Consider the following 14,898-nt stretch of genomic DNA (forward strand, 5'->3'; position numbering starts at 1 on the left):
TTCTCACTTCTCACCGTCATCTCGAGCGCAGTCGAGAGACACTTTTCACCACTCACTATTATCTAAGATTATGAACTACATCAAACACCTCACCGGATTTTTCAATAAAATTAATTATGAACCCAACCTAAATCCAACACACATTTCGCTCTATTTGGCACTTTTCCAATGTTGGAACGTAAACCGATTCAAGAATCCAACAGGCATTTCTCGGGAAGAAATCATGAAAGCCAGCAAGATCAATTCAAAAGCAACGTACCATAAATGCATGAAAGAGTTAGAGCTTTTAGGATTTTTGATATACAACCCAACATTCAATCCACACTCTTGCTCCAACATCATTATGATCAATTTTTCTGAAAAAGAAAAAACAATTTCAAAAATACCACAATTAACCCATTCAAAAAATGAACCCGTTCAAAATTTGACCGAATCAAAAAATGAACAAGTCATTGAACAGGTAAATGAACAGCTCTATATATATAATAAAAAACAAACAGTTAAAAACAATTTAAACAATACAAAAATAGATATAGAAAAAAATTTAATAAATCAACCAGTTCAAAATTTGAATCCTATAATAATTCCAAAAGAGATAGAAATAAAAACGGAGACCGGTCAGCAAATACTTCCAGTATTCGTTGCTACCAATAAAAAACAAACTGAAAACGGGCAGCAAAAAGAAAAAAGTTGCGCCAAAAAAGAAAAAGCTGTTGAACTCGATTTATTTTTTGAAAACAGAGTGCCATCACTCGAAATGATACTGGAGTACTTCTCTTTCAAGGAAAGCTCCCAAATAGAAGCCAATAAATTTTTCAATTACTACTCCAGCATTGGTTGGCTCATAGGCGGTAAAACAAAAATGAAAGATTGGAGAGCAGCAGCAAGAAACTGGATGCTCAACACAGCTAAGTTTGCAATAAACACTCCAAAATCCGATTACAACGGCCAACCAAAACCGATGCACTTGCACACAGCAACCCAGAAAAACTATGACGAACCATTGTAAATCCGTCCGTGAAACCTTCGTGGTCCACAAAGGTTCAAAAATATATAATTTTCAAAAGTGTCTCGAATATCTTGAGAACCAAGGAAAAACCACCTATGGAAGTTCATTTCATATCAGCGAAATGGATCACCCAACCATCTACAAATTGTTGATTTATATGATAAAAGATCAGAAAGCAGCCGTGAACCAAAACATAGACTTATCAAAAGGCATTTTAGTATCAGGTTCTATTGGTTGCGGAAAAACATCCCTAATGAACTTAGTACGCCCATTTGCCTATCATGCATCCGAGTACAAAATCAAAACATGTAGAGAAGTTTCGTTTGAATTTGCCAAAAATGGCTTTGAGGCCATCAACTGCTACACGCTAAAGCAAGCCAATCAATCAAAACTAAGTGGTTATTGCTTTGACGATTTGGGTGCCGAACAGCAAATAAAGCATTTCGGAAATGATTGCAACGTCATGGCTGAGGTACTCATCAGCCGATACGAACAGTTTGTCGAAAACAAATCCGTCACACACATCACCACCAACCTTTCTGCCTCCGAAATCGAAAACAACTACGGCAACCGACTCCGCTCCAGAATGCGACAAATGTTCAATTTGATAACATTTGATAGCAGAACAAAAGACAAACGATAAAGTCATTGCGAGGAACGAAGCAACCTCATCACGAGCGTGTAATCTCAAGCGTTTCACCTCGAGCGCAGTCGAGAGACGAGAGACAAAACTCACTATTCACCATTCACTATTCACCACTCACTACAAAACATATGAGAAAAATCAACATCTTCTGGAACTGGTTCCAAGACAACAATCAAACCATCAAAAACCTTATCAACGAAACCCCTAAAAACCAAAAACACATTGCCTTTTGGCTAACCAAAAACCTCAGCTACTATTGCAGGGAAATTGACTTTATGATTGTATATCCAAAAGCCTGCAATGGAAAATCCGAACTCATCATAACTGCCAACGGCAACCCGGAATACTTTAACCGGGTAATCAATTTAGTCGACAATGCACCACAATTGAAAACCTGGAAATTCACCGCGTTTATACAACCAATGGAAATAATTGACGAAATTATGAAGGGTCTTGACGATCCGTATATCTTCCACGAAATTACACTAAAAGCTAGCGAACTCACTTTTTTACCGCTGGAGTATCATGAAGTAATCCAGAAGTTCGACATTGTTGTTTTTTTAAAAAGTTACAATTTGTATTGTGATACAAAAACCCTTCAACAGGCAATTTTCATCATCATGCAAGACATTGTGGGGAAAAAATCCCTGTACCAAAATATCAATTTTGTACAGCTGGCACAAATGCCGGATAATATGGAGGGATTGATTAAATTGTATGAATTGCACCGATATTTAGATAATCGTACCTGCTAAAAAATCATGTAATTAAATTCTTAGTACTTACAACTTAAAACGAGGTTTTTTTGAACATAGCAATAATAAATCAATATCACTAAAAGTGGGTATGGTACATTCCTTCAAAATACCGTTTATTTACAATTTACTCATCAAAACACTATAATTTGATACAAAACAAATGAATATCAACTTCACACTAGATATTTCTTTCTTTAAAAATGTGGGAAACCGTAAAGTAAATTGTAATACAAAACATAATTTTGAATTTTCCCATTGTATAAAACAAATAGAATAAATGTTTACAACAAAATACCAATTAGTCAGATATAATAAACTAGACAAATGCTTTCAAAACTTCGGTAGGGAATATAATATTAAAGACCTACTAAATGCTGTAAATAAAGCCATAATAGAATATGATCCAAATAGCTCTGGTGTTGAAATCAGAACCTTACGAAAAGACATTCGTTTTATGAGGAGCTTATCGGGATTTGATGCCCCTATTGAAACCAACAAAGGTACTAACGGTCCCTATTATCGTTATTCTGATAAAAACTTCTCCATAAATAAAAGCCCCCTTAATAATAATGAAGCGGAATTATTAAAAAATGCTATATCAATTTTACAAAGATTTGAAGGCAGCCCTGAATTCGAATGGGTAAATGAAATAGCTCCATTATTAAATGACAAATTTGGTTTGAAGAATAATGAAAGCAAAGTGATGTCTTTAGAATCAAATATCGACTACAAAGGATATAACCTCATAACACCTATATTCAATGCTATAATCAATAAGACCGTTCTTAAAATCAAATACAAGCCATTTAACACGCCTGAATATGAAGTAACATTTCATCCCTATTTTTTAAAACAATACAATAGCAGATGGTTTGTTTTCGGATATAATGAATACAACGATAATGCTCAATGGAATTTAGCAGTGGACAGGATTAATAATGATGTTGAAAAAACGATAAATGAATATAAAGAAGACTGTACTAACTGGGAAGAATTTTTCGAAGACATGATTGGTGTTTCCAAAGGAATAAATGAAAAACCTGAAGAAGTAAAACTAGTGTTCAATAAAGAACAGGCTCCATATATTCAAACTAAACCGCTTCATAGCACTCAAAAAATGAAAATTTTAGAGGATAGCACTTTAGAGATTCGAATCAATGTCATAATAAATTATGAATTAGAAATGAAAATACTTTCTTATGGTGAAAAGGTGAAAGTTATTACTCCAGATACTTTAGTACTTAAAATTAAAGAACGAATACAGCAACAGTTTAATAATTATTGATTTTAAGGGTGTCTCTATTATGCACATAGTCAATTTACGTTTGCATTATAACTTTTAAACATAGTATTTATGAGCTTTTTTTCTACTTTACTTCAAAAAAATAGTTTGTCAAAGCACGACGGAAGACCTCTTTGGAAATATATGTTAAATAATGAGGATTTTGAAAAACTCAATGAAGAGTTAAGATTTGCTCGCCCGTTATCTATCGATCCTAGAGATGTTACACTTTATTATGCTGAGTGGTGGAAGAAAAATTATAACGGTGGTATTCCTTGTAAACAAGATATTTTTAATTCTATAAAAGGAAATATCAGATATGATTTTAATCAAGAGGACTTTTACAAACTTGCGAAAAAGGGAGCTAAAATGCTTGGTATTAAGTGGATTACGAAACAAAACACACTTTATTTCAGGACATTACTTTTACAAGGAGGTCTACCTTTAACGCATATCTCTGAAAATCAAGGTAAATACCAAGATTTTTTATTAGCTGTTTTGGATGAACAACCTGAAACGATTGAGGATTTTATATTTAAACCTCATATCATTAGTCTGCTTCCTCCTTCTAGCCAAAACGATATAATATACGAAAATTGTTTTGAAATTGTAAAGTCTATTCTAAACGATGAAAATATTTATGATGATTTATTAGGCTCAAACGAAGCGCTTATAAACATTACTAAAAATTTAAAAATTAGAAAACAGCAACTTGAAAGAAAACAAAGAGTATCTAAACCAAAAAATTATTGGCTGTTAAGTTTCAAAAACGAGAAAATAATTATATCCCTTAGAATTGGGCTTGCGGATATATACAATACTGATTCCTTATCAAATATTTTAGGCTTTCAGGTAACTGGAAAAGAATATCAGTTTTATGTAAATGAAGAATTAATATGTGTTTTCCGTAAAATGATTAACGGTAGTTTTAAAACAGACTGGTATAAACAACAAAATCAAGTATGGAATGGTGAAAGTAATTTACCATACACATACGTCATTAAGGACGGTGAAAAACATGAAGTAAGCGATTTTATCGAAACTATTCCAAACCTAAACGAACCTAGTCTTTGGTCTAGATTTTCTGACAATGAGTGGCGCTTAATTAAAGGAAATGGCTCTCCAAACAAAGAAGCAGCCCTAATGTTTCCATCTAACTGGTATAGCGATCTTCTTTCAATGGAGCTTTCATTATACTACAAAAAATTATCTTGGCTAACTTTTGAAGGAGAAGTTGAAATAAGTAATCAAGAGCACATTAGAAAATACCTAAGTGGTGTTAGTTCTTTCGAATGGACAATTGTAAGTCAAAAACCAGCTTGGATGCTTAGATCAAGTTTACCAGTTGTGAACAGTAAACCTACTATCATTATTTATGATGAGAATGACAAAAGACTCCCTGATAATAGATCAAAAATTTGGATAAAACAACACAACACTGATACTACCTGGGAAGAACTTACACGATTAAGCTACATACCAATAGGTTGTATTGACGTAAAAATAGAAAAAGACGGACTTATAGCTTATGACATGTTTTTTAATATTGGTAATCTTCAGGTAAGATATACGCATAAAGCTATTGATAATGCAGAGATAGAAATTAGAGATACAGACGCTTTTGAATTTAAACTAGACGAGTCAACTATTATAAAAATTCAACAATCCAATACTCAGTTTAATCTAAAAGTCAATACTGAATACGGTAAGATACCTACCGGTGTAAAAGGTTCTATTGGAAAAAGAAACCAAAAGAAACTCTATTTTGAAATGGCCTCGCCTTTTGAAGGGATGGCTATTACTAATGGTGATGGGCTAATAATAGCAGAAGATGAAAAACTCACTTTGGCTAACTTATATGGTCTTCGAATTTTGAGTACGCCTAATACTGGAACTATTCTTCGAATAAAAAATAGATTAAAAACAGATGTAATAATAACAAAGGAAATTAAAGAATCTTCACAACCAATTATTTCCTTTATAGATGAAATTAAACGGTTATATTATTTGGCTGATGCTATGGATTACAAAAACAAAGTGTGCTTAGAATTAACCGAAGGAAGAAACTCAAAAACCTACGAAATCGCTGGTTTTAGCCACTCTTTAAATGTAGATGAACAATTTCAAAACAATGTCAATTTGCATCTTTCGGAGGATGAATTAGACTTATATGCGATACCTTTAAATTGCAAATCAGAAAATATAGACTTAATTCCTTTAGTTAGAAATGAATTATCGTATTCGATTCCTGCTACCGAAATATCTAATCAATTTATTATTATATCAAACTTAGAAAATGGCAACCAATTAATGCCACGTTTTGTAAATACAGTCGAAGATTTTGATGGAATAAGTAAAGAAGAGCGTATAGAGCGTTTTCATTCTCAACTCTTAGAAGAAAATTTTGAAGCACAAATATGGAAACAACTTCTAGCTTACTTCAATGTTAGTATAGAAAACCATTTACCGTTCTCTACATTCGATCAATTAAGAGCAATTTCTAGAAGTTCAAAAGTCGCCGCAAGAGCATTCTTATTCTTAGGAATAAATCAGGAGGATTCCGATTACTTTATGCAAATAGCTATTCCTGAAATGGAAAAAGACTTGGGAATCTGCTTTCATTGGATTAAAAATGAAGACTGGGAAACTGCTCTAAATGAATTAGACGACGTCTATAATAATCAATATTTTAAAATAATTTTCGGATTAATTTCTTTATATATGCAGGAAAATGGATTTAATAACATTTTAAAATTTATTTCAGGAGAAAACATTAAAAAAGAGCATATCCTAAATAGTGATATTCGTGACTTAAGATCTCAACTTGGTGAAAGAGTACTTAAAGAGCTACCTCGTATGACTCCTAAAATCACTCAAGAATATAATATTTCTATAAATGATCATTACTTAGTAAAATTATTATTAAGAGCTCCAATTGCAGTAGCTGAGTCAATTAACGATACCCAAAAAGAATATCCAATTTGGGCTGGCGATGACCATCGGGATAGCATAAGAAGAAACATTCAATACAGCCAGTATTTAAATCCTGAGTTTTACAATAAAGTTATTTTACACGCCCTAAAAAACTAATAAGATTATGAATTTTCAAGAATTTTATACTAAATCAGAAAACAGATTAACCGATGCAATTCTATCACTTTGGGCGACTGGAGATAAAGATATGCAAGATTACTTTAAGTATTTATTATCGCAAGAACCGATAATGGCTGATGTAATATTTCAAGGTACTTTTCCTTGGGAACAAGACAAACTCAAATTTGGTGAGACCACTAATGTATTTCAAAAAGAATTTATAAATGCTTTGGACTCAATTAAGGATCCAGAATTTCAATTTCCCAAAGATCGAAACCCTTACAAACATCAAGTAAAGAGTTGGGAAAAACTACTTATTGACAAAAAATCTATCGCAGTTACTACGGGCACTGGGTCTGGTAAGACAGAATGTTTTATGTTACCTGTATTGCAAGACATCTATGAAAACTGTAATAATCAAGAAGGAGTTAACGCTATCTTTTTATATCCTTTAAATGCCTTGATTGCCAGTCAGAGAAAAAGAATGCATGCTTGGTGTTCTTCTTTAGATGGTATTAAATATGCACTTCTAACTGGTGACACTCAAAATAAAGAAAGCAACAAGGAGAAAAAGAAAAAGTCTTTGCCAGAACTCATTTCAAGGGAGCAAATAAGAGATACACCGCCACAAATTTTGTTCACAAACCCGACTATGTTAGAATACATGTTGGTAAGGAATGCAGATGTCCCAATCCTAGAAAAATCAAAAGGCAAACTAAGATGGATATTATTAGATGAAGCGCATACCTTAACCGGTTCTAAAGCAGCAGAAATGGCTTTACTGATCCGTAGAGTCGTTGCGGCATTCGAAGTGGATATAACCAATATTAGGTTTGCAATCACTTCAGCAACGGTTGGTAACGGCAATACTGACATCCTTAAGAAATTTATGTCCGATTTATGTGGGATAGCTTTAGATCAAATTGAAGTTATACAAGGAATAAGAGTGAATAACCAAATTTCAGAGGAACAAATTCCTAATCTGACCAATAAACTTACCCAAAACAACATAAAACTATTAAGAAATGAATTCTTAACCTCCGCGGGATTGAGCTCTAAAGAAATTGGTCACAAGTTACATATTACAGACAAATACAAACAATTAGAAGCCATAGATACGCTGGCCGATCAGAAAGTAGCTAACAACAATCTCTTACCCGTCAGAGGTCACTTTTTTACTCGGGGTATTGGAGGTGTATATGTTTGTACCAATTCTAAATGTGACAAACATAAAGGAAACATCCCAGAAAAAGCCTTAGGAACGATGTACACCATAGCTGCTAAAAAATGCAGTTGTCACTATCCACTACTAGAATTAATCGCCTGTAGAAGCTGTGGAAACATGATGCTTGAGGGAGAGCGTACTAAAGGCAAAAATGGTAAAGACAAAATAAATCAAAAAGCTAGTATCGGTTACGATGCGTTCACTATAGAAAATGAGGATAAAGAGGAAAGTCAAGAAAAACCTTCCAATGGAAATTTAGTTCGATTTATCAAAAATAAATCTCACGGAGAGCTGCGAAATCAAAACCTATACCCATTCTCTATCTCAGAAAACAATGATATAACATCCGGAGAAGAATTTTTAATGACCGAAGACGGACAATGCCCTCATTGTAGAAGTCAAAATGAATACCCAATTCACTTCAGAATCTCATCTGCTTTTACAAACCGGATCTTATCCGACATTGTCCTAGATCAAACTCAGGATGCTAAAGATCCAACTTCTAAAACCCTATATAAAGGAAGAAAATACATTTCCTTCACCGATAGTAGACAAGGGACTGCCAAGATAGCTGCACTAATAAATATCGATAGCGAAAGCGATTGGATTAGGTACCAAGTTTACCATTATTTACTAAAAAAGTTAAAAAACAATCAAGTCAACAAAAGTGAACAGCAACTTATTGAAGAAAGAGCGTATTACGTAGATCAGTTAGACAAAGTACCTCCATTCATGAAAAAGGACTTTGAACGTAAAATTGATTTGATTAACAAGTCATTAACCTCTAATAGTTCTGGAGCATTACAAAACAGCAGATCTTCCTGGAAAGAAATTATTGATTGTATTAAAATAAAAGAGGATTTTAAAACACTTTTTTATAAGGGAGCAAAAGGTCAAAATATCATAACGGATAATGAAACCTATGCCCAATCTTTGTTATACGATCAATTTGCGCGTAGAATACCAAGAGAAAGATCACTCGAAAATCTTGGATTAGTGAATGTCGTTTATCCTGATTTAGATAACATAGTTTTACCAGAAATTGCAAAAGTGCTGCAAATTAATAATGAGGAATGGCAAAATTTGTTAAAAATAGCAGCCGATTACATTTTAAGACTTAAGTTCCACTTTTTCTTTGATGATGCAATGAGATTGTTTTCTTCTAAATTTTATCGTTCACAGTTAATTCATCCCTCCAATTCTGAAGCTGTAGGAATAAAATGGACATTGTACAATTCAAATTCAATTGTTCAATCACGTTTGGTGTTATTACTTTGTGCGGGACTAGGATGGCATGACAAAGAGGATATAACTAATGAAAGAGAAGATCAACTTAATGAATTACTAGAAAAAATATGGCGTACCCTTCAAGAAAAGGTTCTTACTGCAGATGCAGCTGGCTATAAATTAAATTTCTTAGAAAAAACGCAATTTGAAATTGCAGGGCAGGAATTTTTATGCCCTGTTACCAATCGTTTAATAGATAAAGAGTTTAGAGGGTACTCTCCCTCAATCAAAGGAAGTCTTACTCCAGAAAACCTAAATAATTACAAGATTGACAGTCTTAAAAACCATCGTTTCCCCACCTATACTAATCCTTATCATTTAAGTACTGAAAATGCAGCTATAGAAAAAGAGGAAGTAGAAACTTGGTTGAAAGAAAATAGTCAAGAAGCGAGAGATAAGGGTTTATGGAATGATCTTCACGAACGCATATTTGATTACGACAAACTGTATCTAGCAGGGGAACATTCTGCTCAACAAAGCAAAAAAAGGCTTAAAGAACTGGAACAACAGTTCGAAACAGGGGAAATAAACATTCTAAGCTGCTCAACGACAATGGAAATGGGTGTCGACATTGGCGGAATTTCTGCTGTTGTAATGAGTAACGTACCTCCGATGCCTGCAAATTACCTACAAAGAACTGGTCGAGCAGGTCGTAGATCTGAAAATAAATCACTCGCCTTAACCTTTTGTTCTCCCAACCCAATTGGATTACGTACAATGAATAATCCTAAATGGGCATTAGAGCACCCAATTGCACCACCAATTCTAGCATTTGACAGCAAGACAATCGTAGCAAGACATGTTAATTCTTTTATGTTTGGGGTTTTTATAAGACAGCAAGACAATGAAAACAAAGGACTTAACATCAAAGAAAATATAGATAAATTTTTCTATGAAGCTAGTCCTACCATCGCTGAAAAGTTTTTAAATTTTTTAGAAAACAATGATGACCCTAAATATAGTAAGCAATTAATATACTTGGTTAAAGAAACACCTTTGAGTAATAGCAACCCTGGTCAATTAAAAAAAATGGTTACTGAAAACTTCAAAAAAATAATTCTCGCGATCAAAAAACAAAAAGACGGTTACGAAAATAAATTAATCGAATTAGCTAAGGAATTTGGTGATAACAGTCCAGCTTATAAAGCGGTAAGCTATAGAAAAGGACAGTTCTTTCAAAAATTTGTACTTAGTTACCTCTCTGAAGAAAACTTTTTACCAAATGCTGGACTACCTACAGGTATAGTCGATTTTGAAAAATTGACCATATCAGATATTAATGCAAAGAGTAAAGATAAACTCAAATCAAATCCAAGTTATCCTATCGCCAGAGCGTTAACTGAATTTGCTCCTGGCAATTCCATATTAATAGATGGAATAAATTATAAATCTTCTGGGATAATAATGAAAAACAACTGGGGACAATCTACAGATCGTACTACACTGCAAGCATGTAAAAATTGTGGCTATCAGCGAACAGTAGATTTTGGAAAAGTAAACGAAAATTGTCCAAAATGTAATAATACAGCAAGTTTTACAGGAATTGGCTTAGGGGACCATAAATCAAACTATACAGAACTAGTTGAACCGGTTGGTTTTTCTATTGATTTGTATAGCACACCTACAAGGGTTATTTCAGAAAAAACCAAACCACAATATTTAGAACCTTTGTTATTAAACATCGAACCTTGGAATTTAGAACAAAGTGGTTCCATTGATTTTCGATCAAGCTCAAAAGAAGAAACAGAAATTCTTTTTTACAACACGGGAGACGGTGAAGGTTTTAGCTTGTGCTTAGACTGTGGAAGAGTAGAAACATCTAATGATAAACTAAATGGACATTCTCGATTAAGAGGTGGTAAGAATGGGGATGGGGATAGAACATGTACAGCTACAAACGTGCGTGATCATATCGTTTTAGGAAGTAAATTCAAAACAGATTTTACAGAAATTAGACTCAAAAAAGCCGATAACTCTTTTGTAAATGATAAAAAACTAGCATACTCACTAGGTGTAATTTTTACAAAATCATTGGCTGAGCATTTAGCAATCGAAGAATCCGAATTAGGTTTCGGTATCAAAAAATACAATGGCTACCGAACTATATTTATTTATGATTCTGCTAAAGGTGGCGCTGGTTATGCATCACAATTTAGAATGTACACAAAAGAAATACTTCAACAAGCATTGGATGTTTTAGATAATTGTGAGTGTCAAAATGCTTGTACCAGATGTTTGATAGATCGAGCAACACAATGGCATATTGAAGACTTAGATAGACACGTTGCAATCGAATGGCTACACTCAGCTATTAACAATCAACTACCAGCTGACTTAAAGTCTACGGATGTAAATATTAGTTCAATATTTGGTTCTTTGAATGATGAAATAAAAAGATTGAATTACCATTACGGTATTAAGGATATAAACATTCATATTAATAACAATATACCGGATTGGGAAATAGATAATTTAGATTGGTTAGAGGATCTCAAAAGAGATAAAATAAATATTAACCTGATTATTGAAGGCGAAATAAAGTATTCGAATACTCAAGAAAAGCTATCAGCCTATCTATTGTCACATACTTATAACTTAAAAAAAGGAACTAATAATTCAATTTTAGAATATCCCATACATCTATCTCTGGTCCTGGAAAACAATAAAAAAGTAGGCTATATTTCTAAGTCCAATTACGCAAACTTAGATTCCATTTGGGCAAATAATCTTGAAGAGAAGCAATACAAAATAGAAGATACTTTTATTCCATATTACGATTCTTTAATATTGCCTAATTTTAACACAAGCAATTTGTATGAAGCTAGATTAGAGTCAATTTCAAGTAGAAGTCAAAGTAATGATTTAGCCAAAATTGTACTAGCCAACTTGAGCAATTGGGATGATTTTGTTGCTAAGATTCAGAATAGGAATTTTACCGTTGCGTATTATGATAAATTCAACCAATCTGAATTTTCAATGCGCTTAATGTTACAATTCATAAATCAATTAAAAGATTTATGTGCTATTTCTATCTCAGAACTTAATGTACATTTAGAAAAAACAGGATTCAAAAGTTACAACTTTCCGGAATTTATTATTAATAATTATAAAGAATACGATGACTACGTATATGATTTGAATCAATTAGCTCCCAATTTCAGTTTTAAAATTAATGGAAAAGCAGAATTCAGATTACCACATTACAGAATATTTGAATTTAAGTCAGAGGATGTTTCTTTTACGATCAGAATTGATGGTGGTATTGCCCATGGAATAAAACCTATAGAAAGATTATTATCTCAAGAAATGACTTTTGAAAATCAAATTTTTGAAATCAGAAAAGATGTTTCTCATGACATAATTTATAATATAAGTATAGATAATGAAAAAACCTAATGGAAGTCTGTTTTCAGTCATTAATATACTGTGTATTTATAATGCACAGTTTGTCTTTACTTTTGTTGAGTAGTAATAATTAATTAGTTTATGAGTACGTTTAATAGTGTATCTAGCACAATTCAAGAAGTAGAAGAAAAGATTTGGTCAGCTTTTAATATTATTAGAGGCGAACTGAGTGGTGATGGTTTCCACATTGTATTATTCTTACTAACTTTAAAAAAAATAGGTTTTAGGTCTGAATTTTTGATAAATTCAAATAAAAATCATGTCGTTATACATAATTTTTTGCAATTATATGACGAAGAGAACGATTCAAATTTTCTTGAAATTTATGGACTATATGATTATATAGTATGTAGACTCTCTGAAGAAAAATTTATTCAATTTTATTCTGTAATAGATTCCATTGACTCAAGTTTATTAAAAAATAATTTTATAGCAATTTTTGATAGTATCTTATATGGTCTACTACAGTCCTTGGGTAAATTTTCCGGCGCTTATTTACTTCCTTTTGAATTAAGCCGATTCATGTCAAGCTTAGTTTCGCTTCCAAACAACGCAAAAATCTATAATCCTTTTTCTGGTGTGGCTACGTTTGGTGTATTGACTAATGATCAAAATGAATATTTAGGGCAGGAAATAGGTCAAACTACTTGGTTAATTGGTAAACTAAGGTTACTCGCTTGCGACTCCTTAAATAATAAAACTATCGTTCGAGGGGATTCTATTGGGGATTGGAATCCATTCCATTTAAAATATGACTTAATAATAAGTTCACCTCCCTTCAACATGCAACTTGTAGAAGGAATTTCAGGTAAATTTGGGTCAATCCGCAAAGTTGATCAATTTTTAATAGAACAAAGTTTGCTAGATCTAAAAGAGGATGGCAAACTTGTAGTATTAGTAGCTGAAAATTTTCTTTGGTCAAATGGACCAAACCAAAAATTACGAGAAAATTTAATTAATGAAGACTTGCTTGAATCTGTAATTTCGTTTCCTGCTGGAATATTGCAACATGCATCTATAAAAACGTCTGTTTTAGTTATAAATAAAGCTAAGAAAACAAGAGGTATTGTAAACTTTATTGATGCTGCTGATTTTGTCAGTAAACAAAATGCTAAGACCCAAATTTTAGATGATAAAGCTTTAATTGCATTAATTGAAAATGATATTGAAACAAACTCATATAAAAAAATATCAAATTCGATTATCAAAAATGCGGATAGTTTTTTAGATGCTCAAAGATATTTCATTGAAGATTTTGAAGGTTTTAAACTTCAGGATTTTGCAACGCCAATTCGAGGAACAAATGCTGCTAAAAACCAAATTGTTAAATGGGTTAGAATTAAAGATTTAAAGGATGACAATCTTAATTTTCATTTGCAAATTGATGAAGTTGAGTTGACAAAGTCTGCAAATAAAATTGATGAAAGTTGTATTTTAGTTTCAAAAGTGGGTAGTTCACTTAAACCTACCTTTTTTCAGTTTTTTGGTACTCCAATTGTAATAAGCCATGAAATCCTTGCGTTAAGGCTTGATGAAAAATTTGCAATGTCCATTTATGTGACGAATGAATTATACAAGGATTATGTATTAAAACAGATTGAAGCTTTTAGAAAAGGTGTTTCAGTGCCTAAACTTAACACTTCCGATATCCTCAATATAAAGTTAAGCATCCCTTCTATTGAGGAACAAAGAGGTCAAGTTGAAAAATATCTTGAACTATCTGCTAAGCTTACTGATTTAGAATTGCAAAAAGAAAGTTTAAAAAAAGGTTTTAATAAATTGCAATTTGATGAATTTGCATCTTTAAAACATTCATTAGGCACCCCACGCCAAAATCTATTGTCAAATTCAAAAACCTTGATTCGGTTTTTTGAAAAAGAAGACTCTGAAGAATTCAAAAACATTGATTTAAAATTCAGAGAACGTTATGATGTCAGTTTATTAGAAGTTTTTAACCAAGTTAAAAACGACATTAACCAAATCAGTATTATTCTTGAAAAAGGAGAAAATGGATTAATCGTAAGTAATTATGAAAAAGAACTAGTACCGATTCAGAACATAAATACTTTTATTACTGAACTCACTAGTGTCCAATTAAAATAAGTTGAAAACCAGCTGGTTAGTATTATGTTCATTGACATTATTGTAATCTGATTTCATAAGTAGTTCATTTATAGATGTTTTTTCGAGTAA

The 14,898-nt window shown here is 32.5% G+C and carries 7 protein-coding genes; all 7 read left to right on the plus strand.

Annotated features, from left to right (window positions below; genetic code table 11):
* The first annotated feature begins 70 nt into the window (after nucleotides 1-70).
* The 7 genes from ACNQGB_RS08165 (at nucleotide 71) to ACNQGB_RS08195 (ending at nucleotide 14,808) form a co-directional block, all read left to right on the plus strand.
* On the plus strand, nucleotides 71-1,009 hold the full coding sequence (locus ACNQGB_RS08165) for a transcriptional regulator (RefSeq protein ID WP_417944151.1): 939 nt from the start codon (nucleotides 71-73) through the stop codon (nucleotides 1,007-1,009).
* Nucleotides 993-1,652, plus strand: a complete 660-nt coding sequence (locus ACNQGB_RS08170) for an ATPase (RefSeq protein ID WP_417944150.1) — start codon at nucleotides 993-995, stop codon at nucleotides 1,650-1,652. The genes ACNQGB_RS08165 and ACNQGB_RS08170 overlap by 17 nt, the downstream gene beginning before the upstream one ends.
* Nucleotides 1,653-1,783: 131 nt before the next feature.
* Nucleotides 1,784-2,410 carry a hypothetical protein gene (locus ACNQGB_RS08175; protein ID WP_417944149.1) on the plus strand — a complete coding sequence of 209 codons (627 nt, stop codon included), beginning with the start codon at nucleotides 1,784-1,786 and terminating at the stop codon, nucleotides 2,408-2,410.
* A 280-nt stretch (nucleotides 2,411-2,690) separates the two neighbouring features.
* Nucleotides 2,691-3,698: a helix-turn-helix transcriptional regulator gene (locus tag ACNQGB_RS08180; RefSeq protein ID WP_417944148.1), complete on the plus strand. Its 1,008-nt coding sequence runs from the start codon at nucleotides 2,691-2,693 to the stop codon at nucleotides 3,696-3,698.
* A gap of 69 nt (nucleotides 3,699-3,767) precedes the next feature.
* Nucleotides 3,768-6,785 (plus strand): hypothetical protein, encoded by a 3,018-nt coding sequence (locus tag ACNQGB_RS08185; protein ID WP_417944147.1) that lies wholly within the window; start codon nucleotides 3,768-3,770, stop codon nucleotides 6,783-6,785.
* Nucleotides 6,786-6,792: 7 nt separating this feature from the next.
* The gene (locus tag ACNQGB_RS08190; RefSeq protein WP_417944146.1) at nucleotides 6,793-12,696 is read left to right on the plus strand and encodes a DEAD/DEAH box helicase; all 5,904 of its coding nucleotides are present in this window, start codon (nucleotides 6,793-6,795) and stop codon (nucleotides 12,694-12,696) included.
* Between the two features lie 90 nt (nucleotides 12,697-12,786).
* The gene (locus tag ACNQGB_RS08195; RefSeq protein WP_417944145.1) at nucleotides 12,787-14,808 is read left to right on the plus strand and encodes an N-6 DNA methylase; all 2,022 of its coding nucleotides are present in this window, start codon (nucleotides 12,787-12,789) and stop codon (nucleotides 14,806-14,808) included.
* Nucleotides 14,809-14,898 lie beyond the last annotated feature (90 nt).

The sequence above is a fragment of the Flavobacterium frigidum genome (genome assembly GCF_048286795.2).

Bases quoted from the DNA above. Each gene is read 5' to 3' on its own strand.
- ACNQGB_RS08165 (WP_417944151.1), top strand. From the start codon at position 71: ATGAACTACATCAAACACCTCACCGGATTTTTCAATAAAATTAATTAT.
- ACNQGB_RS08170 (WP_417944150.1), top strand. From the start codon at position 993: ATGACGAACCATTGTAAATCCGTCCGTGAAACCTTCGTGGTCCACAAA.
- ACNQGB_RS08175 (WP_417944149.1), top strand. From the start codon at position 1,784: ATGAGAAAAATCAACATCTTCTGGAACTGGTTCCAAGACAACAATCAA.
- ACNQGB_RS08180 (WP_417944148.1), top strand. From the start codon at position 2,691: ATGTTTACAACAAAATACCAATTAGTCAGATATAATAAACTAGACAAA.
- ACNQGB_RS08185 (WP_417944147.1), top strand. From the start codon at position 3,768: ATGAGCTTTTTTTCTACTTTACTTCAAAAAAATAGTTTGTCAAAGCAC.
- ACNQGB_RS08190 (WP_417944146.1), top strand. From the start codon at position 6,793: ATGAATTTTCAAGAATTTTATACTAAATCAGAAAACAGATTAACCGAT.
- ACNQGB_RS08195 (WP_417944145.1), top strand. From the start codon at position 12,787: ATGAGTACGTTTAATAGTGTATCTAGCACAATTCAAGAAGTAGAAGAA.